This window comes from Vibrio sinaloensis, from assembly GCF_000808535.1.
GTDB lineage: Bacteria > Pseudomonadota > Gammaproteobacteria > Enterobacterales > Vibrionaceae > Vibrio > Vibrio sinaloensis_D.
Map to the genome: position 1 here is coordinate 25,961 of NZ_JWLV01000020.1, position 23,303 is coordinate 49,263.

Sequence of the window (23,303 nt, forward strand, 5' to 3'; positions counted from 1 at the left end):
TTGGAGAAAATAATGAAAAATAGAACTAAGAAACAGTCTGGCTTTACCTTACTGGAAGTCATGGTTGTTGTTGTTATCTTAGGCATTCTGGCGAGCTTTGTTGTGCCTAACTTGTTGGGCAACAAAGAGAAAGCCGATCAACAAAAAGCGATCACGGATATCGTGGCATTGGAAAATGCGCTAGACATGTACAAGCTTGATAACAGCGTGTACCCGAACACCGACCAAGGGTTGGATGCACTAGTCACCAAACCATCTAGCCCAGAGCCACGCAACTATCGCGATGGTGGTTACATCAAGCGCCTACCGACAGACCCTTGGGGTAACGACTACCAATACCTAAGCCCGGGTGACAAAGGGTCAGTGGACATCTTCACGCTAGGTGCTGATGGTCAAGAAGGCGGTGAAGGTGCCAATGCTGATATTGGTAACTGGAACATTCAAGACTTCCAGTAACCACTAATCTTTGCAAAGGGGGCAGCCAACTGCTCCCGATTCTTATGCTCAGCCGTAAAGGGTTTACCCTCATTGAGATCTTATTAGTACTTGTGCTGCTTTCAGTTGCATCGGTCGCTGTCATCTCAACATTACCGCAGAAAAGCTCAGACGAAGCGAAAAGTCAGGCGCTCTCCCTTTATCATCGCTTACAACTTCTCAATGAGGAGGCGATTTTGAGTGGCCGAGATTACGGTGTGCGCTTTGACGAAAAACGCTCGAGTTACCTTTTAATGGCACTTGAGAGCGAAGGTTGGAAAAAACTCGACGATGAACAGATTCCGGAACAAGCACAACTACCAGATTCACTGGCGATGCTCCTTGAGTTAGGTGGAAACAGTTGGAAAGACGAAGATCGACTTTTCAAGCCAGGTAGCCTGTTTGATGAGGAGATGTTTGCCGATGTTGAAGAAGAGAAAAAGCTCAAGCCGCCGCAAGTGTTTATTATGTCGAGCGGAGAAGTGACCCCATTTTCTATTGCCATTTATCCTCAAGAGCGAAGTGTCGAAAAGGATGCATGGCGAGTAGTGGCAAAAGAAAATGGCCAAATCATTGTTCTAGCCCCGGGAGAGAGCGATGAAGAAGATCAATAAAGGTTTCACCTTATTAGAGGTGTTGGTTGCACTGGCGATTTTCGCCACCGCTGCCATCGCTACGATTCGTTCAGTGAGTCAGCACATTAATACGCTCAGCTACCTAGAGGAAAAAACCTTCGCTTCAATGGTGGTGGATAATCAAATGGCGAAAGTGATCTTGTCGGGTCGCAAACCCACCAAGAAACAAGGAAGCGAAGAGTTGGCTGGTCGAGAGTGGTTCTGGACAATCGAGCCTGTTTCGACAACTGGTGATTTACTGCAGGCTTTTGATGTCAGTGTGTCAGACAAAAAAGGTGGCGCCTCCATCGTGACGGTAAGAAGCTATGTCGCCAAATAAGCGTTTCCAGCGCCGCCAGCAAGGCTTTACCCTTATTGAGGTTTTGGTTGCGATAGCTATTTTCGCCAGCTTGAGTGTCGGTGCGTATCAAGTGCTAAACCAAGTTCAGCGCAGTAATGAGCTCTCTTTGGAGCGCAGTGAGCGGCTAAAAACCTTGCAGCGCGCCTTGGTCTTTATGAACAATGACTTTCGCCAAATGGCTCTCAGACAAACACGCACCCAAGGTGAGGTGCCGTCATCACAGCTTGTTCACTGGCAAGATTATCTGCTCGACTCAGACACCAAAGGGGTGATGTTTGCCCGTAGTGGCTGGCATAACCCACAGCAGCAGTTTCCTCGTGGAGAGGTAACCAAAGTGGGGTATCGAATCAAAGATGAACAACTTGAGCGTGTGTGGTGGCGATACCCTGACACACCAGCAGGGCAAGCGCCTGTGGTGATGCCATTGATTGATAAGGTCGAGAGTTTTGATTTGCGCTTTTTTGATGGTCAAAACTGGCAACAAACGTGGGAAAAGAAAAACGCTCTGCCTCAAGCCATCACGGTCATTTTGGAGCTTAAGGATTACGGGCGCATTGAGCGAATTTATCTCACCAATGGTGGAGAGTTGACGCCGACCGGAGGTACCGATGAGTCGAGTTAAGCCTCAGCGCGGTGTTGCCTTGATCGTGGTGTTACTCCTTCTGGCGGTTATGGTCAGTATTGCCGCGAGTATGGCCGATCGCCTATTTGGTCAGTTTAAGCGAGCTACCAATCAAATTAATTACCAGCAAGCCTACTGGTACAGCATTGGTGTCGAAGCCTTGGCTAAGGTCGGTATTGAGCAGAGCTACAAAGATGCGGACACCATCAACCTGTCACAGCCTTGGGCGCTTGAAGAGCAGACTTACCCACTTGATTACGGCACCCTAAAGGGGCGATTGGTGGATCAGCAGGCTTGTTTTAATCTCAACGCCTTAGTGGATGCGAAGCAAGATGCTGGCTCAGATAAAGTGCCGTATCTAGTCGAGAGCCTACAGAACCTGATGGAACAGTTAGACGTTGAGAATTACCAAGCAGAAGCGGTTGCCCAGTCCGTATGGGAATTTGTTGACCGAAATACCACGGTTAACTCCGTTTCTGGCGTGGAAGACAGCTACTACGAGTCAATGACGCCTGCCTACTTAGCGGCTAACGGCTTACTGGCAGACAGTTCTGAATTGCGCGCAATCCACCAAGTCTCTGGCGAGGTGATGAAGACCTTAGCGCCTTACGTTTGCGCCATACCCACGACGGAGTTTCGATTGAACGTCAATACCGTTCGCCCAGAGCAAGCAGAACTCCTGAGTGCGTTATTCCAGCCCCACATCAGTGTCGACCAAGCCAAGCAGGTATTGGAAGATCGACCGTTTGACGGCTGGGCAAGCGTCGAAGACTTTTTGAATGAAGGTGCGTTTGCAAGTATCAAACAAGAAACATTGAAACCCATCAAAGGTTACCTATCGGTTGATAGTAAATATTTTGAAATGGATGCAGAAATACTAGTAGGGGATTCGCGAGTGCGGATTCGTAGCCTGCTATTTAGTGATAATCGAGAAACTGCCACGGTAATTAGCCGTCGCTTTGGAGGTATCGGTGAGCGAGTTTCTGATCGTTCGACTGAGCAATAATACCAACGCCGCCATTCAATGGTTGGTTTGGGCTGAGCAGCAAAAGGAAGTGATCGCGAGCGGAGAGCTGGCGAGTTGGGAGCATCTCTCTGATCTGACCGATTATGCTGACAACCGTCGCACCATTGTGCTGCTATCGACGGCGAGCATTGTTTTGACTGAGGTTGAAATTCCCGCGGGTGGCAGCCGCCAATTTGAAGCCATGCTGCCATTTATTGTTGAAGATGAATTGGCTCAAGATGTAGAGCAGCTTCACTTTACCATTTTGGGCAAACAGGCTGGTCACGCTCAAGTGTGTGCGGTTGAAAAAAGTTGGTTGAAGCAGATTCTTCATGGGTTGGCTGAGGCAGGCTGTCAAGTCCAAAAGGTGATGCCTGACGTGCTGGCGCTACCAACGCAAGAGGGCATCAGCGCGGTTGAGTTAGACGACATGTGGCTACTGAAAAAAGGGCCGCATCAAGGCCTTGCTATTCACTCAGATTGGCTAGGCATGGTGGCGCAATCGGACTGGGTTAAACAGCAAGATGACTACTTGCCGTTAACCGCGTACTCAACGTTGCCTGAGCTTACCTTAGCTGACGGGCAAGAGTGGCACAATGGTGAGCCAACGCTCGTGATGCAGATGCTGGCGCAAGAAGCGGTTGGCAGCAAAATTACGTTGCTGACAGGTGAGTTTAAGGCAAAGTCTTCGCTAGTCCGTTATTGGAAGGTGTGGCAAAAGGTGGCGGTCGCGGCTGTGGTTCTTATGGCGGTGGTGATGGTCGACAACCTGCTGCAGATTCAACGCTATGAAGCGCAAGCTGCCGCTTATCGCGCCGAGAGTGAACGCATTTTTCGCCAGTCTTTACCGGGAAAAAACAAGATTCCAACGGTGAGTTATCTCAAACGAGAAATGGATCGCGAAGCCAAGCGATTGTCTGGCGGGAGTGTCGATGAATCCATCTTAACTTGGATGACGGGTTTCCCGGCACTACTAAAACAAGTACCTGGTTTGACGTTAACGAGCTTTAAGTTTGACGGTGCTCGTAAAGAAGTTCGAATTCAAGCACAAAGCAAAGACTTCCAAACGTTTGAAAAAGCGCGGGAGTTGTTTGCAAGTAAATATCAGGTGGAGCAAGGTCAGTTGAATCGTTCAGGCACATTGGTGAACGGTTCTTACGTACTGAAGCCATTATAAGGAGCGCACATGAACGCATTATTAGCCCCGCTCCAAACTTGGTGGAGCAAAATAACCCCACGCGAGCAGCGTTTAGTGATGATCTGCTCGGCGTTTATCGCATTGGGTAGCCTTTATTGGGGCGTGATTCAGCCCGTGTCTGAACGCGCAGAGGCTGCGCAAATGCGTATCCAAAGTGAAAAGCAGTTGCTGTCTTGGGTAAAAGAGAAAGCAGATGAGATCAGCCAGTTGCGCAGCCAGACGGGTAAAGTCGTTTCTGGTCAGCCTCTCAATCAAGCCGTATCTTCGTCCGCTCGTCGCTACAAGGTGGAACTGGTTCGAGTCCAGCCTCGTGGTGAACAGTTGCAAGTGTGGATTGCGCCGATGCCTTTTAACCAGTTTGTTGAATGGATTACGGCCTTGCAGGAAGATCACGGTATTTTGGTTAGCTTCCTTGATATCGACAAAGGCGATCGCGAAGGGATGGTGGAAGTGAAGCGTTTACAGTTGACCAAGGGGTAATGTGTGAAAAAAGTAATCTTACTCACTTTGTTACTGGTTGTGATTTTTGTCACCAGTGCGGTTGTACACCTTCCAGCGCAGTTGGTTGTGAAATACGCACCACTCCCGAGCGCTTTGCAGTTAAATGGCGTTGAAGGAACGCTATGGAATGGCCGCGCGCAGAGCGTGAGCTGGCAACGAGATAACTTTGGTCAAGTTCAGTGGCAGTTCCAACCAAGCAAGTTATTCTCAGGGAAAGCGGAAGCACAAATCCGTTTTGGTCGTGGCAGCGATATGCAGCTGACGGGTAGAGGTGTTGTTGGTTACCGTTTGTCGGGCGCCTATGCAGAGAACCTCATTGCCTCTTTGCCTGTTGAGCAGGTGCTAGCATTCGCACCTCGTTTGCCGATTCCGCTCGAGTTAACTGGGCAAGTTGAGCTTAGTGTGAAACACCTGACTTACGCAGCGCCGTATTGCCAAACAGCAGAAGGCAGTGTGGTGTGGAACACGGACACAATTGGCACGCCAGTGGAAGATCTGCAAGTCGGCCCGATTGTGGCGAATTTCACCTGCAGTGATAGCACCGTTACCATCAAAGGGGACCAACGCAGTTCTCAGGTTGAAAGTGCCGCCGAAGTGGTTGTTCAGCCAAATCACAATTACCAAAGCAGCGCTTGGTTTAAGCCGGGAGAAGAGTTCCCAGCGGCGTTTCGTGAGCAGTTAAGTTGGTTACCTACGCCCGACGGGCAGGGGAGATATCGCTTCAACTATAATGGACGCTTAAGACTCTAAATCTCATCAACAACAAAGGCCGCGTGAACAGCGGCCTTTTCTTATGCTCTCGAAAAGCGTATCAGGTCAGAGCGTGACATGAGCACCTGAAAAACTATTTCATAACAGGAAAGCTGATTTGTACTTTTAACCCACCGCCGCTGCGGTTGTTTACAATGACGGAGCCGTTGTGCTGGCTAACGATGCGCTTCACTATCGCTAAACCTAAGCCCGTCCCTTCACTTCCGCGTGCCGTGTCGCCTCGTGTAAAGGGTTCAAACAGTTTACCGATCTGGCTTTGTTCAATACCGGGCCCGTTATCTTCTACGCAGACCCAAACCAGTTTGCTGTCGGCAGTAATACCTGTGCTCACCTTGACCCATCCGTTGCCATAACGCAGAGCGTTCACCACCAAGTTGCTTACCGCGCGCTTAATAGCAATCGGGCTTCCGAGGGTTTCTTTCATCGGCTGGTAGAGCTGCGTTTCTATTTGCACTTCATAACCGCCTTCCGATGAGGCGACATCATCTGCAATGTCGTTCAAATCGACCTCAATAAACGACTGTTTGTTTACAGGTTTAAGGTAGTCCATAAATTGACTGATGATTTCATTACATTCTTCGGTATCGCCAATGATGCCCTCGGCCAGATAACTGTCTTCTGGCGACATCATTTCTGTTGCGAGGCGAATGCGAGTTAGCGGCGTTCGAAGGTCATGGCTGATCCCCGCCATCAGCAGTGCGCGATCTTCTTCGAGCGCTTGAATGCCTTTCGACATTTGGTTAAAGGCTCGAGTCACCGAACGAATTTCTGACGCGCCTTTTTCAGGAATCGGAGGGGGTATTTCTCCTCGGCCGACGCCTTTCGCTGCCCGTTCAAGCGCGATAAGAGGGCGATTTTGCAATCGGATAAACAGCCAGCCTCCGGCAATGATCAGCAATGCCATAATTAAGCTATTGCGAAACAGCGGCGTAAAGTCTTCCTCTTGCAGTTCTGATAAAGGAATGCGCAACAAGGAGCCGGGAAGGGAGTCTATTTTCATCCACAAGACGTAGCTTTCCGAGCCCAGCATCATGCGTACATCGGTAGGAGAGCCAAGTTCGTTGCTCATCTCTTCACTCATGAGATCGATACTTACCGCGTGGTAATACTCATCGGCGATGGCGCTATCTTCCGCGTGAATGGTGACACCTAGTTGCTCTAATACTCGACGGCGTAGAGGTGCATCCAGCGCCAGTTCATCCTCAAGATTGGCAGAGTCATCAAGCATTAAGTTGATTTCGTGGCTGAGGATTTTATTGAACTGCTGCAAGCTCGGCATGAGGGCGTAGTTAAACACCGCATAGTAGGAATAAATTTGGCTAGCGATCAGCAGTGTAAGGAAAATGACGATAGATTGAGTAAATGAGCTGCGAATACGCATATCAACAACCTTGCTAGTAGGAAAACAAAAAGTGCGAGACAATGTCTCGCACTTTAGCAGAATTCAAATTAGGCTTCTTTGCCATCGGGGACAAAAACGTAACCTAGCCCCCAAACGGTTTGAATATAACGCGGCTTGCTTGGGTCGACCTCAAGCATACGACGTAGGCGCGAGATTTGGACGTCGATGGAGCGCTCCATCGCAGAGTATTCTCGGCCGCGCGCCATGTTCATCAATTTATCTCGAGACATTGGCTCACGCGCATTGGTGACCAGTGCTTTGAGTACTGCAAACTCACCGGAAGTCAGTGGCATCGCTTCTTCTCCGCGGAACATTTCACGTGTCCCTAGGTTTAAACGAAAATCGCCAAACTCGACCACCGACTCTTCACTGCTTGGTGCGCCTGGCAGCTCTGTCGTTTGGCGACGCAAAACCGCTTTAATGCGCGCCAGCAACTCGCGAGGGTTAAATGGTTTTGGCAGGTAATCATCGGCACCCACTTCAAGACCGACGATACGATCCACTTCGTCCCCTTTGGCTGTAAGCATCAGGATTGGCAGCATGTTATTTGCATTGCGCAGGCGGCGACAAATCGATAAGCCATCTTCACCCGGAAGCATCAAATCGAGCACCATAAGGTGAAAGTTTTCACGGGTCAGTAGTCGGTCCATCTGCTCGCTATTGGCAACGCTGCGTACCTGGAATCCCTGCTCAGACAAGTAACGCTCTAGCAGTGCACGCAGGCGTGCATCGTCATCAACGACTAAAATCTTGTAATTTTCTTGCATGTAGTGATTCCACCTATCAAATACGCTTAGCGCTCAGGACCGGGCTCAGTTGCCCTTTTTTAACCGTCAAAATGTAACACTGTTCTGACTAAAGTGGCGCAAAGAATTGTTAACGTTTATTTCCTTTTTAGCTAATGTATACGTCATATTCAATTCAATATCGTCAGAAACATGAAAACAAACCTAATTACGCGTGAAGGCTTTGATCGACTTAAGAAAGAACTCGATTTTCTGTGGAAAGAAGAACGCCCAGAGGTGACGAAGAAAGTGACGTGGGCCGCCAGCCTAGGCGATCGCAGTGAGAACGCAGATTACCAGTACAACAAGAAGCGTCTGCGTGAAATCGACCGTCGTGTTCGATATTTACGTAAGCGTTTGGAACAAGTCAAAGTGGTGGATTATTCGCCTCAGCAAGAAGGCAAAGTCTTCTTTGGCGCTTGGGTGGAGATTGAAAACGAAGATGGCGATGTAAAGTCGTTTCGAATCGTTGGCCCTGATGAAATCTATGGCGATGCGAAAGGCTATATTTCTATCGACTCGCCAATGGCGCGTGCGTTGCTTAAAAAAGAAGTAGACGACGAGTTTAGCGTTAAAACGCCAGACGGCTTCAAAGATTGGTTTGTCAATCGTATCGACTACAAGGCGTCACTTTAGATTTTGCCTGCCTGCCCCCATATAGACCCGAAACATAAAGAAAGAGATTCAACGGATGAGCCAAGCTATCTGTCATATGATTGCTCAAGAACTGAATGTTCGTACTGAGCAAGTTACTGCTGCTGTTAACTTGATTGATGATGGCAACACAGTCCCATTTATTGCTCGTTACCGTAAAGAGGTGACGGGTGGGTTGGATGATACCCAACTGCGTAATCTAGATAGCCGTTTATCTTACCTGCGTGAACTGGATGACCGTCGTCAGACGATTCTCAAGTCGATTCAAGAACAGGGTAAATTGAGTGCGGAACTTGAAGCGGAAATCAATCAAGCGGACAGCAAAACTCGCCTTGAAGATTTATACCTGCCTTACAAGCCTAAACGCCGTACTAAAGGCCAAATCGCGATTGAAGCGGGTCTAGAGCCTTTGGCGGATAAGCTATGGAATGAACCGCAAACCGACCCAGATAGTGAAGCTGAGCGCTACATCTCTGCTGACAAAGGCGTGGCAGATGCCAAAGCGGCGCTCGACGGTGCCCGCGCGATCATCATGGAGCGTATTGCAGAAGACGCCAACCTGCTAGAAAAAATTCGCCATCACCTTAATCGCAATGCTGAGCTGGTGGCTCGTGTGGTTGAAGGCAAGGAGCGTGAAGGCGAGAAGTTTAAAGACTATTTTGAGCACAACGAAGCCTTGAGCAAAGTCCCTTCGCACCGCGCTTTAGCCATGCTACGCGGCCGTAACGAAGGCTTCCTTACTTTGTCGATGAATGCGGATCCTGAGCAAGAAGAGGGCGTTCGCCAATCGTACTGCGAAACCATCATCGCGGATCATTACGGCATTTCATTGAGTAGTGCGCCGGCGGATGGCTGGCGTAAACAGGTCATTAGTTGGGCATGGCGCATCAAGGTTTCAATGCATATGGAAACCGAGTTGATGGGCGCTATGAAAGAGCGCGCTGAAATTGAAGCGATTGAAGTGTTTGCTACCAACTTAAAAGACTTGTTGATGGCAGCGCCTGCTGGCCCGCGTGCAACTCTGGGTCTTGACCCTGGTTTGCGTACTGGGTCGAAGATTGCGGTGGTGGACTCGACAGGTAAAGTTCTTGCCACTGAAACCATCTACCCACATCCACCGCAAAATCAGTATGACAAATCTGCCCAAGTGGTCGCCGCTATGGTTAAGCAATTTAATGTTGATCTGATTGCGATTGGTAATGGTACCGCTTCGCGTGAAACAGACAGTTTTGTGGCTGATCTTATTAAGCGCAATAATCTCAAAGTGCAGAAGATCATGGTCAGCGAAGCGGGCGCATCGGTTTACTCTGCGTCTGAGCTTGCTGCGAAAGAGTTCCCAAATCTAGACGTGTCATTGCGCGGCGCAGTATCGATTGCTCGTCGTCTCCAAGACCCTCTAGCAGAGCTGGTTAAAATTGACCCGAAATCAATCGGTGTCGGCCAATACCAACATGATGTTAGCCAATCAATGCTGGCAAAACGTCTTGATGCGGTGGTTGAAGATTGTGTAAACGCGGTGGGTGTGGATGTGAACACCGCCTCTCCAGCACTACTGACTCGCGTGGCGGGGCTCTCTAGCACTATCGCGCAAAACATCGTGGATTACCGCGATGAGCATGGCCGTTTTGAAGCACGCACCACATTGAAGAAGGTCGCTCGTCTTGGGCCTAAAGCGTTTGAGCAGTGTGCGGGCTTCTTAAGAATTATGGATGGCAAAAATCCGCTTGATGCCTCTTCGGTTCACCCAGAAGCGTACCCTGTGGTGAAAGCGATCGCAGAGAAAAACAGTAAAGATGTGAAATCTCTGATTGGCGATACTCAATTCTTACGCGGTTTACATGCGGTTGATTACACAGATGATAGCTTTGGTTTACCAACGGTAACGGACATCATCAAAGAGCTCGACAAGCCAGGTCGAGATCCGCGTCCTGAGTTTAAAACTGCGACCTTTGCTGAAGGGGTGAACTCTATATCCGATTTGGAGCCGGGGATGGTGCTGGAAGGGGTGGTGTCCAATGTGGCGAATTTCGGTGCATTCGTGGATATTGGCGTCCATCAAGATGGCTTAGTGCATATTTCGGCACTGACCGACAAGTACGTTGCTGACCCTCGTGAAGTGGTTAAAGCGGGCGACATTGTTAAAGTGAAAGTGATGGAAGTGGACGTGCAGCGTAAGCGCATTGGTCTTTCGATGCGTTTAACGGATGAGCCGGGGCAAGACAATCGAGCGCAACGTTCATCGGCGCCTCGTGGTCAGCAGCGCCAAACGCACAACAAGTCTGGCGGTCAACGTCGCCGTGATGAGTCAAGTGGCAACAGCGCAATGGGGGGCGCATTTGCAGCGGCCTTTGCTAAGGCGAAGCGCTAACCGATAAGCTCAGATTTAAAAACAAATCCCCGTCCTTTCAGGAGCGGGGATTTTTTTCGGTATTTCCTAACTGATGTAGGTACTACAACACCGCTATGACATCAGAAGGCGTATTGGGAGCAACGGCGTGACCATAGTGAAACTTAATCACGGTTCGTCGTTTTTCCATTTTGCCCTCTGTTATCGCCGCATCGATGATGCGTTTGGGTAACCGAAAGCGCATTGCGTAGCCTTTGCCTTGAGTTTCACTGTAGCTATTCAGGGCAAGCAGTTGAAAGATTCGCTCGAGTGTATCTTGCGGGGCTTCCTGAATCGCAACACCCACCTCATCTTGCTCTCCCGCATCGTAGCCTGGATGCTCCGCAGGATCCCAAGAAGATTGTTTGCGCCGCTTATCGTCTGCTTTGACTTGTCGCTCTGCATTACTTTTAGCCAATGCAATCGTCGCTGGGACAGGTTCGCGCACTTTATTGTCGCGTGCTGTCTGCTCCGTTTGAACATTCACCGATGGGGCGATTAGCGGCACACTTACGTTAGTAGGTGATACGAGCATCGCTTTACCTCCTCACGCCCAGCCCGTACTGATAACGCGTTGTGGCGCTATTTTCTTGGCTTGCTTATTTATCGACCAATGGAGTCAAAAATTTAGCGTATCGAGTGTAATAAATTGTTATTTCTCACTGATGAAGCGACTAACTTGCTGACAAAACTCATGAAGTTCTGTCATGAAGGGGGCGTGAGATGACGCGCCAAACATATAACTCTCACTCAGAGGCATGATTTTATCGACATCGCTCGCCACTTTAGCAGGTACCAGGCCATCCAATCGTCCGTACAGACGTAAGGTCGGGATTTCGATACTAGAGAGCAGATCGCGATAATCGATGTCTGCCAGCAAGTTTAAGCCCGCGAGCAATGACTTAGGGTTGGGCGTTGGTCGTGATAATACCGCTTTTTTTAGGGCTTTCACGTCCTGACGTGCTGAGGGGCTCCCCATCGCTTGAAGTGCCATAAACCGCTCAATCGTCAGTTGAAAATCTTCGACCAATTGCTCTGTGAATGCTGACAATACGTTGGGTTGAATGCCTCGCCACGGACGTTCTGCGGCAAATTTTGGAGAGCTAGCAACGGTAATCAGCTTGGTAACTCGCTCTGGGTGATGCGCGGTGATGTGTGTTGCGAGCAAACCACCCAGTGACCAGCCCAACCAAACGGCTTGCTGCGGGGCGTCGGTAAGGACCAGTTCAGCCATCTGTTCAATGGAATCAAAATGGTGCTGGTGGCTATGACCAAAACCAGGCAGGTCGACGACATGGACGCGATAGCACTGGCTGAGCTCTTCCACGGCCTGATGCCAAACTGCGCCGTTCATCCCCCAACCGTGGAGTAACACCAAATCTTGGCCTTCGCCAGAACTTTGCCAATGCAGAGACGTTGTTGTGCTCTCAGTCTGTACCACTTTTCTCATCCTTTTGCTGTGCTCAATCGGGCCACAATAGCACGACGTATTGCCGACAAATCGTGCAGAAAGGCTATGTTATCGCATTGGAGAAAGAAGTACATAACAGACCTGTTGCCTGTGCAATGTGAGGTGTGTGGCCTCAGGGTTGTCGGTGAGCAAAAGCTCTCTTGGTTGTGCGAGCATTGTTTGGCGTACTTTGCGCCTCAACCTCGGTGTCAGCGGTGCGGGTTGCCAACGGTGTCTGACGTTCTTGAGTGTGGTCGCTGTTTAACATCACCGCCACTTTGGTCAAAACTGTACTGCGTGGGTGACTATCAAGCGCCCTTGTCTCGCTATGTTCATCAACTTAAATACGAGCGTCAGTTTTGGGTGGCGGAAAAACTAGCAGAACTGTTCGTTCCAACAGTGAGTGACCCTGCACCTCTTATTACGTCGGTGCCCTTACATTGGCGACGTCATGGTCATCGTGGTTTCAATCAAAGTGAGTTATTGGCGATGGCGATTGCTCGTCAACTGAAGGTGTTGTATTCCCCTCTCTTTAAGCGAGTCCGCGCGACATCCCCTCAGCAGGGGAAAAATCGTCAGCAGCGTATGGCGAACTTGCATCAAGTTTTTACACTCAAAGGTGGGGGGGCAGCAAAACGTGTTGCGATTGTTGATGATGTTCTCACCACAGGCAGTACGGTGCATCATTTATGCAAATTACTGCTTGATGCGGGCGTCGAAAGCGTTGATATTTACACGATATGCCGTACTCCTGAACCAGCAGATAAGAGCGACTAGACGAGTTTTCGTCGTCAAGGGCTAGATCTTGGCAAAATCAGGAGTAGAATGGTGACCAAATATCCTACAAATTTACTCAGGTATTCGTCGTGTCAAATCCTATTACAATTACAGAAAATGCACAGTCGCATTTTGCTAATCTTCTGAGCCAACAGCCAGAAGGTACTAACATTCGTGTATTCGTTGTGAACCCAGGAACTCAAAACGCAGAGTGTGGCGTTTCTTACTGCCCACCGGAAGCGGTTGAGTCAACGGATACTGAGCTGACATACGAGCACTTTTCTGCGTTCGTTGATGAACTTAGCCTGCCGTTTCTTGAAGACGCTGAAATCGACTTTGTGACAGACAAAATGGGCTCTCAGCTGACGTTGAAAGCACCGAATGCCAAGATGCGTAAAGTGTCTGACGACGCACCTTTGGTAGAGCGCGTTGAGTATGTGATTCAAACTCAAGTGAACCCTCAGCTTGCAGGTCACGGTGGCCACGTTAACTTGGTGGAAATCACTGAAGAAGGCATTGCTATCGTCGCGTTTGGTGGTGGTTGTAACGGCTGTTCAATGGTTGATGTGACACTAAAAGAAGGCATCGAAAAAGAGCTCCTTCAACAGTTTGAAGGTGAGCTAACGGCTGTCCGTGATGCAACAGAGCACGATCGTGGTGAGCACTCTTACTACTAATATCGTGTGGTGCATGAGCGTTCATGTTTAACCATATGCAATACAAAGGGTTGACGGAAAAGTCAGCCCTTTTTTTGATTTCAAACGAGAGCAATTTCTCATATATTAATAGCTTCATCTTATGCTAAGGAGCGCGTTCATGGCGAAACGGAACCCACCAGAAATTCTGGCTAAACAAGCCGTTGCACAATCACGATTGTTTACCATTGAGGCGATGGATTTGCGTTTTAGTAACGGTGAAGAACGCACTTATGAGCGTATGAAGCCCAGTGGTCGCAATGCCGTCATGATGGTGCCTGTGACAGAGCAGGGTGATTTACTCTTGGTGCGAGAGTATGCTGCGGGAACCGAGCGTTACGAGTTGGGGTTCCCTAAAGGTCTGATTGACCCAGGAGAAACGCCGTTTGACGCGGCTGATCGAGAGCTTAAAGAAGAGATCGGTTTTGGCGCACGTAAGCTGACGCCACTGAAAGATGTGGTCTTAGCACCGTCTTATTTCTCCAGCAAAATGACCCTGTTTATTGCAGAGGATCTATACTCAGAACAGTTAGAGGGTGATGAGCCAGAGCCGCTAGAGATCATTCGTTGGCCTCTTGCGCAAGCCGAAGAGCTCCTCACTCATCTCGATTTTTGCGAAGCGCGCAGTATTACCGCGTTGCTACTCGCTCTGCGTACCTTAAAACCATAAATAAAGCAGAGTGATAAGGATGGATTATGCCAATGACAGAAGACCTTTCCCATCATTTGCCTGCAGTGATTGAAGTCGCCCGTTCAGCCGGGCAGCTTATTCTCGATATCTATGAGAAAAAAGAGTATCAAGAGTACACAAAAAGTGATGAGACCCCCGTTACCAGTGCTGACATCGCGGCACACAAACTGATTGTTGAGAAACTGTCAGAACTGACGCCTGATATTCCTGTGTTATCGGAAGAGGCGGCGGATATTAGTTTGGAGCAGCGCTCACAATGGAGTCGCTATTGGTTGGTGGACCCGCTGGATGGCACTCAAGAGTTCATTGCACGCAGTGGGGACTTTGCGACCATTATTGCCTTGGTTGAAGACAACAAACCTGTGATGGGTGTGGTGTACGGCCCCGTTTCTGGGGTCACGTATTATGCCTATCAAGGAAAAGGGGCTTGGAAAATCCCTGACATGAGTGAGAGTGTGAGCATCAATACGCATCAGCATGATGGACAGGCGCACCCTATTGCCATTGCGATTAGCCGTCGTCAGGACATTAATCGCATTACAAACCGTATGAGCAGTGCGTGGAATTACGACCTGGTTCCTTTGGGCTCGGCGGCGCTAAAAGCGTGTTTGGTTGCGGAAGGAGCGGTGGATTGCTACCTTCGTTTGGGCCCCACTGGGGAGTGGGACACCGCGGCGACGCAGTGCATTGTGGAAGAAGCCGGAGGTCGAATCCTCAGTACACAACTTGCGCCACTCTCATACAACGAGCGTGAGTCACTGGAAAACCCAAACTTTATCGTCTTGGGTGATGAAACCTTACCTTGGGACGAGATTCTTAAGGTCAAAGATTAGCGGCTAGCGCGAAAGCAAAAGGAGACACTTGTTAAGAGTGGCTCCTTTTTTGTTTCTTCGTATCTGGTATCGCTTTCTTGCTACGCTTTGGAGTACACGTCCCTATCACCTAACCAGCGGTCAATAATCGCTGCAGCGTTGTCGGGGTAATGATCGTGTATATGGCGAGCGATACGTTGCACTTCAGGGATTAAGCGTTGATCGCGCACTAAGTCTGCAATCTTAAAATCCGCCATGCCCGTTTGTTTGGTGCCTAATAACTCACCTGGGCCTCGAATCTCTAAATCACGCTGTGCAATCACAAAGCCATCGTTACTTTCACGTAGCACGGCTAGGCGCTTTTGCGCGGTTTTCGATAGGGGTGAATGGTAGAGCAGCACACAATGGCTGGCAACGCTGCCTCGACCTACACGACCACGCAGCTGGTGCAACTGCGCCAAACCCAAGCGCTCGGGGTTTTCGATGATCATCAAGCTAGAGTTAGGCACATCAACGCCAACTTCAATGACCGTTGTGGCAACCAGCAGGTGCAGTTTGTTGTCTTTGAAATCCTGCATCACAGCTTGTTTCTCTGCCGGCTTCATGCGGCCGTGGACCAAGCCAATCTTCACGTCTGGCAATTTACGTTGTAGCTCCTCGGCGGTATCAGCAGCAGCTTGAGCCTCTAACACCTCAGATTCATCAATTAATGTGCACACCCAATACGCTTGCTTACCCTCGTTGAGGCAGGCATTTCTGACTCGCTCAACAATATCGTCTCGTTTTGTATCGGGAATGGCGACGGTTTGAATTGGCGTCCTGCCTGGTGGGAGCTCGTCAATGACTGAGGTTTCTAGATCCGCATAAGCGGTCATCGCCAAGGTGCGCGGGATCGGTGTCGCTGTCATGATCAACTGGTGTGGGTAGGTCCCTTGTTTTTCGCCTTTTTCACGCAGTTCAAGACGTTGATGAACACCAAATCGGTGTTGTTCATCAATGATGACTAACGCGAGATGATCAAAAGCAACATGTTCTTGAAAGAGCGCGTGAGTGCCGACCACCATTTGCGCTTCGCCGCTGGCAATGCGAGCTAACTCGGCCTCTTTGGCTTTGCCTTTTAGTTTGCCCGCCAGCCAGCCAACCTTGATGCCCATGGGTTCAAACCAGTTAGCAAAGTTGATTGCGTGCTGCTCTGCGAGAAGCTCAGTTGGCGCCATAAGAGCGACTTGATAGCCGTGCTCAAGAGCGCGCACTGCAGCTAAAGCAGCGACTAAGGTTTTACCTGAGCCAACGTCGCCTTGCACCAAGCGCATCATCGGGTGGGGCTTAGCCAAATCTTGTTCTATCTCGCCCACGACTCGTGCTTGAGCATTGGTTGGCGTGAACGGCAATTGGTTGAGCAGTTGCTGTTTGAGTTTATGTGACTCACCCAGAGGTAGCGCTGCGTCTTGTTGGCCCTTACTGCGAACCGACAGCATCGAGAGATTTTGTGCCAGTAGCTCTTCCATGATCAGGCGAATTTGCGCTGGATTCTTCCCTTCATCAAATTGGTCTAAATCCATGTTGGGTGGTGGGCGATGAATGGTATGTAGCGCCTGCCCGAGTGTGATTTGGTGATCGTATAACCCTGCAGGAAGCAGCTCTTGCACGGCTGATTTATCCAGTAGTGCCAAAGCTTGCTCTGTCAGATTACGCAGAGTGATCTGGCGTAATCCTTCTGTGGTTGGGTAGACCGGCGTCAGTGTTTCCTCAACGTCGGTTTTCTGATTTGGGGCGTAAAACTTGTAGTCTGGATGGACAATCTCTAAACCAAAGCCACCGCGTTTGACTTCTCCATAAGCATGAACAGTTTTGCCTTCTGCGAAATTGTTCTTCATTGCAGCGGTAAAGTTGAAAAAGCGCAGCGTAATCGTGCCGTTGCCATCGCTCAGTTTCACTGTCAGCATTTTTCGCTTACCGAACAGCGTATCGACGGCCATTACTTTGCCTTGGACCGCCGCCCATAGGCCCGCATGCAGTTTGGCGATTGGGTAGATTCGAGTCCGGTCTTCGTAGCGCAGTGGAAGATGGAAAAGCAAGTCTTGGACGGAGTGAAGCCCAACTTTTGCCAGTTTCTCAGCCACTTTTGCTCCCACACCGGTGAGAGAAGTTAATGGAATCGCAGATAGCAGTTGGGACATAGCAAGGCTCGGTCAGTCATTCAATCTAATCTAGATAGTTAACCACCGAGCTGTGTTTTTGTACAGGGATTTTTGGCTGGTTACTTCTTCTGCATTTCAGCCCACCAAGACTCATCGGCGACGATTTGGCCTTGGTCATCGAGCGGTGGGTAGGCCAGGCCTTTGCGTTTGGCGACTTTCGCCAGAACAGGATGACCGCGTTCAAATAGGGTTCGATGGATGACTTCTTCAGGAATGGCGCTGACTTCGTTGTCGTACATACCTGCGGCTTCACGTTGGCGCTGCGCTTCATACAGGATGACCGCGCTTGCCACAGAGACGTTGAGTGATTGAACCATGCCAATCATAGGGATGATGATATCTTGATCGGCCAGTTGTTTCGCTTGCTCGGATGCGCCCGTCTTTTCGCTGCCTAAAATGATCGCGGTCGGTTTGGTGTAATCAATCTCGCGAAAATCGACTGCGGTTTCGGACAAGTTGGTCACAAGGACTTGCATGCCTTGTGCTTTCAGCTCATTGATGGCGTCTTCGATAGAGTCATGGGTTTCAACGTCGACCCAATTGCGCGCGCCTGCTGAAGTATGGCTGAGTGTGCGCATTTCATTTGGCCAGACCGCATGGACTTTATGAACTCCCGTAGCATCGGCAGTGCGAATAACGGCAGAAACATTGTTTGGCTTATGCACTTCTTCCAAGCAGAGTGTGAGGTCTGCTTGGCGAGCTTTAAGGACTTCTTGGATTCGGTTGTAGCGTTCTAAATTCATAACAATTACTTACTTACAAAAATGTCCCTGAAACCAGTGGCTTCAAGGACATTTAGATTCAACGAGTGAGTTGATTAATTCTTACGACGGCGAACCTTGAGTGTCTGCGGCATAGCTTTAATCTTGCGCATGATGCCAGCAAGGTGAACACGATCTTTGGTGGTCAGCAGTACCGTCACGGTATAGAGTCGGCCGTCTCGCTCTTCGGTCGACAAACCATGAATGTTGGACCCTGTCTTGGAGATAACATTGGTTAGCTCTGCCAGTGCACCTTGACGATTTTGCACATCGACTCTTAATTCAGTAATGAACTCTTGGTCGTATTCGGCAGACCATTCTACCGCCATGTACTTGTCAGGCTCTTTTTGGTAGCCGCGCACGTTAGGACAGGTTTCACGGTGAACCACTAAGCCGCGACCTGGAGAGACATGGGCAATGATGTGGTCATCTGGAATTGGGTGACAACAGTTAGCGAAAGTGAGGAGTAAACCTTCTGCTCCACGGATCGGCAGTTTTTTCTTCGAGTTGTCATCGGGTCCTGCGACCTCGGTGAGTTCATCTGCATCACCGAGTAGGCGGCGTGCAATGACAATACTCATCAATTCGCCTAAGCCAATATCGGCCAGCAAATCATCAATCGATGCGACTTTCAGATCGCTGAGGACGTGAGCGATGTTCTCTTCGCTAATGTCTGAAAGCGACAATTCACCCAGTGCGTGGTTGAGCAGACGACGACCCAGTGTGATGGACTCTTCGCGGCGCATGGTTTTCAGTACTTGACGAATTTTGGTACGAGCACGCGATGTCACGACATAGTTGAGCCATGCTGCGTTCGGACGAGCGCCCGGCGCGCTAATGATCTCGATGGTCTGACCGTTTTTCAGTGCTTTGCTCAAAGGGTAAGGGTTGCGGTCAACGCGCGCGCCCACACAGGTGTTACCCACATCGGTATGCACGGCGTAAGCAAAATCAACGGCGGTTGCACCGACGGGCAGTTCTACAATTCGACCTTTTGGCGTGAAGACGTAAATCTCATCAGGGAAGAGATCGGATTTTACGTTTTCGATGAACTCAAAGGAGTTGCCTGCACTTTGTTGAAGCTCGAGTAGGCTCTGCATCCAACGCTGCGCTTTGACCTGAGCCGTTGTACCAGAGCGATCGCCGTTGCCTTTATATGACCAGTGCGCAGCGACACCTTTGTCCGCCATTTGGTCCATGTCTTCGGTACGGATTTGTACTTCAACAGGCACGCCATGAGGGCCAACCATTGAGGTGTGCAGAGATTGGTAGCCGTTAGCCTTAGGCACGGCGATGTAATCTTTCATGCGACCTGGACGCGGCTTGTACAAACTGTGTACTTGACCTAACACTCGGTAACAGGTGTCTGCGCTTTCTACGACGACCCGGAACGCGTAAATATCCATAATGGTATGGAAGCGTTGCTCTTTGGTCTTCATCTTGTTGTAGATGGAGAACAAGTTCTTTTCGCGACCAAACACGCGAGCCTTGAGACCAACTTCTTCTAGTCGACCTTCAATCTCAGTGTGAATGCGCTGAATCATCTCTTTTCGGTTACCACGAGCCGCCTTAACCACCTCTTTGAGGACGCGATAGCGATTAGGGTAGAGGGCTTCAAAGCCAAGCTCTTCTAGCTCAGTTTTGATGTTGTGAATACCGAGGCGGTGAGCCAAAGGAGAGTAAATTTCGAGAGTTTCGCGGGCGATTCGACGCTTTTTGTCTGGACGAAGTGCACCTAACGTACGCATGTTGTGTGTACGGTCTGCAAGCTTAATGAGGATAACGCGGATGTCTTGCACCATGGCAAGGACCATCTTACGAAAGTTCTCGGCTTGAGCCTCTTTGCGATCACGAAATTTAAGCTTATCCAGCTTAGATACACCATCCACTAGTTCAGCAACGGTATTGCCAAATTGCGCTTCCAACTCTTCTTTGGTGACTTCGGTGTCTTCAATCACATCGTGGAGAAGTGCCGCTTGGAGAGTCTCAATATCAAGGCGCATTTCAGCCAAAATACGAGCAACAGCAACGGGGTGGATAATGTACGGTTCACCGCTAGAGCGGGTTTGCCCTTCATGGGCGTCTTTCGCTACCACATAAGATTGACGCAGAGCCTCAATTTGAGGCTCTGTTAGGTATTCTTGGGCAACGTCTTTGAGGCTATCGAATAGATACAAACTTTAGGCCCGAAAAGATAGTTGTAGTGAAGAGAGTCAGATTAGCGGTTGTGAGCGATGCTGCTTACTGCTGCTAATTCTGCTGCTTCTTGCTCTTGCTGTTCCTGACGCTCACGAGCATCTAGGATCTCTTTAGTGATAAGGCTTTCTTCGATTTCGCGTAGAGCGATAACCGTTGGCTTATCGTTCTCTTCTGGCACTAGTGAATCTTTACCGCCAGTTTGCATTTGACGAGCGCGGCGAGCCGCAATGAGAACTAGGTCGAAACGGTTGCCAACTTTTTCAACAGCGTCTTGAACAGTTACGCGTGCCATGAGGACTCCAAATAGTTAACTAAAATTTTGTATGACGAGAAATTATACAGGCTGACGGTTCCTAGTGTCTAGACTTATGTATCTAGCCAAGCTAGGAAAGATCATCAAAAGATCCTCAGATCGTTTGTCGGTTCAGCCTGCAAAAATAGAAATTACTCTGCTAACAGAGCGTCAAGCATGCCTTTATATTTAGCAGCTTGCTTGTCTTGCTTCAATCTTTCTGCACGGATGATGGCTTTGAAGTCCATAAGGGCATTGTCAAAATCATCATTAACGATCACGTAGTCGTACTCGTTGTAGTGTGAAATTTCTGATTTGGCTTCAGCCATGCGTTTGGCAATGACGGCCTCGCTATCTTGGCCTCGAGCATTCAAACGACGCTCAAGTTCACCATTTGATGGTGGCAAAATAAATAGGCTTTTCGCTTGTGGCATTTGCTCACGGATTTGGCGTGCGCCTTGCCAGTCGATGTCTAGGAATACGTCGATGCCTTTATCTAGGTTCTCTTCAATCCAAATACGTGATGTACCGTAGTAGTTACCGAATACTTCGGCATACTCAAGGAAGGCGCCTTGCTCAATCAGCTCTTCAAAGTGTTCTTTCTGCACGAAATGGTAATGAACACCATCTTGCTCCCCAGGGCGCATGCCGCGAGTCGTATGCGATACAGACACCTTCATTGCGTAAGTAGGGTTGGTTTCTAGCATTGCTGAAATCAAGCTCGATTTTCCCGCGCCGCTTGGTGCAGATACGATATAAAGAGTGCCTTTGCCCATAGGTACAATTCCACGTTTGGTTTGATGTTATCGATGAGAAAGTATCGACGTATTTTAAAGATAGCACTGACCGTACTTGATCGCCGAGATGGTGAAAATTAGGTCAGAAAAATGGAGGCGAAGAGTAGCACAAATCGTCAATTTAGAACAACTACAACCCATCTTAGTGTGAACATCAGAACGGGGCTTGTGCTTCGGTGAGTGACTTACGGGAATTATTGATCGATAGCAAACGTTTGCTTGGTTTTGTGATTTCTATCAGAAAGGCGTTGAGTTTTTACTCGGGATTCGTACAATTCGCGCAAACGATTAAATGCTGTATATGTCTAGTGAATTGGATTAGACGTTTCTACCACCGAGCCTATCTTGGTGACTACAGTTTTTGTCTTGATGGTGGCAAGTCTATCCGCTCATTCAGCATTTGATACCGATAACGTCTATTCAATCATTTAAGGTTTCCTTGTGAGTCTCGATACTGCCATCAAAGCCCAAAACAATCCGGGTATTCTTGAGTCCATCTTTAAGATTTCAGCGCGTAAAACCACGGTCAGCACCGAGCTGTATGCGGGTTTTATTACTTTCCTCGCCATGAGCTACATTCTGGCCGTGAACCCTGCGATTCTAGGTGGGATTCCAGGCATGGATAAAGGCGCAGTTTTTACGGCGACAGCATTGGCTGCTGCCGCTGCGACACTCATAATGGGAATTTGGGGTAACTACCCAGTGATGCTTGCGCCAGGCATGAGCATGAATGGCTTTTTCAAAGGCATGTTGCTGAGCGGCTCTGTGGCTTTGGTATGGAATGAAGCCCTGTTTGGTATCTTTTTGTCAGGCGTGCTGTATTTGCTGCTTTCTCTGACCAATATTCGTAAGTCGTTGATTGAATCCATTCCTGAAGATCTGAAAAACGCGATTACGGTGTCGTTGGGGCTCTTTATTGCTTTCTTGGGTTTAAAAAACGCTGGCATCATCGTTGACAACAAGTTTGTTCTGGTGGGGATGGGCGATATTGCTAACCCTCAAGTGATCATTGCTTATATCAGTATATTTATCGCCCTTGGCTGCATGATCCGCGATATTAAGTTAGCGACTTTTATCTCTTTCGTGTCTGCCATTGTGCTGACGGTGATCGCTGATATGGTGATGGGCACGAATAATGCGCCACTGCCTGAGCAAATCATTACCGCGCCACCAAGTATGTCTGGCAGCTTTGGTGCGATTTTCGACCTGTCTGGGTTAACTACAGAGAAGATGTTTGATTTACTGTTTATTGTGGTGATCTTCCTGATTGTCGACTTCTTTGATGGTATGAGTACCATCGTTGGTGTTGGCCGGGATGCGGGCATCATCGACAAAGATGGCAAGGTGCCCAATGCACGTTCGGCACTGGTCGCCGATGCCGGCGGTACTGTGATTGGTTCAGTCTTGGGTACGACATCCATTACCGCTTTTTCTGAGTCAGGCATCGCCTCTTCCCAAGGTGCCAAAACAGGTCTGGCTGCGGTAGTGGTTGCAGGCTTGTTCCTCGTATCGCTATTCCTATATCCGCTGTTCTCTATCTTCTCAGCTGCGATGGTTGCGCCAGCGATGGTTGTGGTCGGTATCTACATGATTGGCCGTCTTGGTCAAATTCAATGGGAGAAGAAAGAGTCACGCATTGCGGCCTTCTTTACCATTATGTTTACCGTATTGAGCTTTTCACCAGCGAACGGCATGGCGATGGGCTTTATTAGCTACGCGTTCTCAATGGTAGTGGCGGGTAAAGGCAAAGAAGTACACCCTGTCATCTATGTTTTAGGTGCTGTGTTCTTAAGTTATCTGATTCTGCTTTAATCGCAGTTCGACTTATTGCTAATGGCTCTACATCGGTAGGGC

The 23,303-nt window shown here is 49.2% G+C and carries 24 protein-coding genes and 1 riboswitch; of the genes, 15 read left to right on the forward strand and 9 right to left on the reverse strand.

The genetic code is table 11. From position 1 onward, the window contains the following. The first annotated feature begins 12 nt into the window (after positions 1 to 12). From gspG to RJ47_RS12340, 8 genes are read left to right on the forward strand one after another with little or no spacing between them, the layout of a single operon-like run. Positions 13 to 456: a type II secretion system major pseudopilin GspG gene (gene gspG / locus RJ47_RS12305; protein ID WP_038140834.1), complete on the forward strand. Its 444-nt coding sequence runs from the start codon at positions 13 to 15 to the stop codon at positions 454 to 456. Positions 457 to 500: 44 nt separating this feature from the next. Then, positions 501 to 1,088 carry a type II secretion system minor pseudopilin GspH gene (gspH, locus tag RJ47_RS12310; RefSeq protein WP_038213288.1) on the forward strand — a complete coding sequence of 196 codons (588 nt, stop codon included), beginning with the start codon at positions 501 to 503 and terminating at the stop codon, positions 1,086 to 1,088. Then, positions 1,072 to 1,428 carry a type II secretion system minor pseudopilin GspI gene (gene gspI, locus RJ47_RS12315; RefSeq protein ID WP_038213286.1) on the forward strand — a complete coding sequence of 119 codons (357 nt, stop codon included), beginning with the start codon at positions 1,072 to 1,074 and terminating at the stop codon, positions 1,426 to 1,428. Before gspH ends, gspI begins: the two co-directional genes overlap by 17 nt. Next, a complete protein-coding gene (gspJ, locus tag RJ47_RS12320; protein ID WP_038213285.1) occupies positions 1,415 to 2,071 on the forward strand; it encodes a type II secretion system minor pseudopilin GspJ in 657 nt (218 codons plus the stop codon). The genes gspI and gspJ overlap by 14 nt, the downstream gene beginning before the upstream one ends. Further along, on the forward strand, positions 2,058 to 3,077 hold the full coding sequence (gene gspK, locus RJ47_RS12325; protein WP_039484111.1) for a type II secretion system minor pseudopilin GspK: 1,020 nt from the start codon (positions 2,058 to 2,060) through the stop codon (positions 3,075 to 3,077). The genes gspJ and gspK overlap by 14 nt, the downstream gene beginning before the upstream one ends. Then, positions 3,043 to 4,254, forward strand: a complete 1,212-nt coding sequence (gspL, locus tag RJ47_RS12330; RefSeq protein ID WP_038213280.1) for a type II secretion system protein GspL — start codon at positions 3,043 to 3,045, stop codon at positions 4,252 to 4,254. Before gspK ends, gspL begins: the two co-directional genes overlap by 35 nt. Positions 4,255 to 4,263: 9 nt before the next feature. Further along, a complete protein-coding gene (locus RJ47_RS12335; protein WP_005472517.1) occupies positions 4,264 to 4,755 on the forward strand; it encodes a type II secretion system protein M in 492 nt (163 codons plus the stop codon). 3 nt (positions 4,756 to 4,758) lie between these two features. Continuing rightward, the gene (locus RJ47_RS12340) at positions 4,759 to 5,526 is read left to right on the forward strand and encodes a type II secretion system protein N (protein WP_039484113.1); all 768 of its coding nucleotides are present in this window, start codon (positions 4,759 to 4,761) and stop codon (positions 5,524 to 5,526) included. 94 nt (positions 5,527 to 5,620) lie between these two features. On the opposite strand, the gene envZ is transcribed toward RJ47_RS12340, so the two are convergent. After that, a complete protein-coding gene (gene envZ / locus RJ47_RS12345; RefSeq protein WP_039484115.1) occupies positions 5,621 to 6,928 on the reverse strand; it encodes a two-component system sensor histidine kinase EnvZ in 1,308 nt (435 codons plus the stop codon). A 68-nt stretch (positions 6,929 to 6,996) separates the two neighbouring features. Then, positions 6,997 to 7,716 carry a two-component system response regulator OmpR gene (gene ompR / locus RJ47_RS12350; RefSeq protein ID WP_005472616.1) on the reverse strand — a complete coding sequence of 240 codons (720 nt, stop codon included), beginning with the start codon at positions 7,714 to 7,716 and terminating at the stop codon, positions 6,997 to 6,999. A gap of 171 nt (positions 7,717 to 7,887) precedes the next feature. Between ompR and greB the strand changes: the two genes are divergently transcribed. Further along, positions 7,888 to 8,370: a transcription elongation factor GreB gene (gene greB / locus RJ47_RS12355; RefSeq protein ID WP_005472596.1), complete on the forward strand. Its 483-nt coding sequence runs from the start codon at positions 7,888 to 7,890 to the stop codon at positions 8,368 to 8,370. Between the two features lie 55 nt (positions 8,371 to 8,425). Continuing rightward, on the forward strand, positions 8,426 to 10,756 hold the full coding sequence (locus RJ47_RS12360) for a Tex family protein (RefSeq protein ID WP_039484117.1): 2,331 nt from the start codon (positions 8,426 to 8,428) through the stop codon (positions 10,754 to 10,756). Between the two features lie 82 nt (positions 10,757 to 10,838). Here the strand turns inward: RJ47_RS12360 and RJ47_RS12365 are convergent, their stop codons facing one another. Beyond that, positions 10,839 to 11,309: a hypothetical protein gene (locus tag RJ47_RS12365; protein ID WP_005472607.1), complete on the reverse strand. Its 471-nt coding sequence runs from the start codon at positions 11,307 to 11,309 to the stop codon at positions 10,839 to 10,841. Between the two features lie 117 nt (positions 11,310 to 11,426). Continuing rightward, on the reverse strand, positions 11,427 to 12,224 hold the full coding sequence (bioH, locus tag RJ47_RS12370; protein ID WP_039484119.1) for a pimeloyl-ACP methyl ester esterase BioH: 798 nt from the start codon (positions 12,222 to 12,224) through the stop codon (positions 11,427 to 11,429). Between the two features lie 231 nt (positions 12,225 to 12,455). Here bioH and RJ47_RS12375 point away from each other — a divergent pair, with 231 nt between their 5' ends. The 4 genes from RJ47_RS12375 to cysQ all read left to right on the forward strand — a co-directional run bounded on the left by RJ47_RS12375 (position 12,456) and on the right by cysQ (position 15,220). Continuing rightward, positions 12,456 to 13,001: a ComF family protein gene (locus RJ47_RS12375; protein WP_419831537.1), complete on the forward strand. Its 546-nt coding sequence runs from the start codon at positions 12,456 to 12,458 to the stop codon at positions 12,999 to 13,001. A gap of 89 nt (positions 13,002 to 13,090) precedes the next feature. Beyond that, complete coding sequence (gene nfuA / locus RJ47_RS12380) at positions 13,091 to 13,678, forward strand: Fe-S biogenesis protein NfuA (RefSeq protein WP_039484124.1); 588 nt, start codon at positions 13,091 to 13,093, stop codon at positions 13,676 to 13,678. Positions 13,679 to 13,817: 139 nt separating this feature from the next. Beyond that, positions 13,818 to 14,366: an ADP compounds hydrolase NudE gene (gene nudE / locus RJ47_RS12385; RefSeq protein ID WP_005472520.1), complete on the forward strand. Its 549-nt coding sequence runs from the start codon at positions 13,818 to 13,820 to the stop codon at positions 14,364 to 14,366. Positions 14,367 to 14,392: 26 nt separating this feature from the next. Beyond that, the gene (gene cysQ, locus RJ47_RS12390; RefSeq protein WP_038192387.1) at positions 14,393 to 15,220 is read left to right on the forward strand and encodes a 3'(2'),5'-bisphosphate nucleotidase CysQ; all 828 of its coding nucleotides are present in this window, start codon (positions 14,393 to 14,395) and stop codon (positions 15,218 to 15,220) included. A gap of 80 nt (positions 15,221 to 15,300) precedes the next feature. Here the strand turns inward: cysQ and recG are convergent, their stop codons facing one another. From recG to gmk, 5 genes are all read right to left on the reverse strand, one after another. Next, on the reverse strand, positions 15,301 to 17,379 hold the full coding sequence (recG, locus tag RJ47_RS12395) for an ATP-dependent DNA helicase RecG (protein WP_039484126.1): 2,079 nt from the start codon (positions 17,377 to 17,379) through the stop codon (positions 15,301 to 15,303). Positions 17,380 to 17,459: 80 nt separating this feature from the next. Next, complete coding sequence (trmH, locus tag RJ47_RS12400) at positions 17,460 to 18,143, reverse strand: tRNA (guanosine(18)-2'-O)-methyltransferase TrmH (RefSeq protein ID WP_039484127.1); 684 nt, start codon at positions 18,141 to 18,143, stop codon at positions 17,460 to 17,462. Between the two features lie 74 nt (positions 18,144 to 18,217). Next, complete coding sequence (gene spoT, locus RJ47_RS12405) at positions 18,218 to 20,338, reverse strand: bifunctional GTP diphosphokinase/guanosine-3',5'-bis pyrophosphate 3'-pyrophosphohydrolase (RefSeq protein ID WP_039484130.1); 2,121 nt, start codon at positions 20,336 to 20,338, stop codon at positions 18,218 to 18,220. A 41-nt stretch (positions 20,339 to 20,379) separates the two neighbouring features. Then, positions 20,380 to 20,652 (reverse strand): DNA-directed RNA polymerase subunit omega, encoded by a 273-nt coding sequence (rpoZ, locus tag RJ47_RS12410; RefSeq protein WP_005472463.1) that lies wholly within the window; start codon positions 20,650 to 20,652, stop codon positions 20,380 to 20,382. 152 nt (positions 20,653 to 20,804) lie between these two features. Continuing rightward, positions 20,805 to 21,428, reverse strand: coding sequence for a guanylate kinase (gene gmk, locus RJ47_RS12415; protein WP_005472456.1), 624 nt, complete (start codon positions 21,426 to 21,428; stop codon positions 20,805 to 20,807). Positions 21,429 to 21,724: 296 nt separating this feature from the next. After that, positions 21,725 to 21,824: riboswitch (purine riboswitch) on the forward strand. Positions 21,825 to 21,890: 66 nt separating this feature from the next. Between gmk and RJ47_RS12420 the strand changes: the two genes are divergently transcribed. Further along, positions 21,891 to 23,261 (forward strand): NCS2 family permease, encoded by a 1,371-nt coding sequence (locus RJ47_RS12420; protein ID WP_039484132.1) that lies wholly within the window; start codon positions 21,891 to 21,893, stop codon positions 23,259 to 23,261. Positions 23,262 to 23,303: the final 42 nt, after the last annotated feature.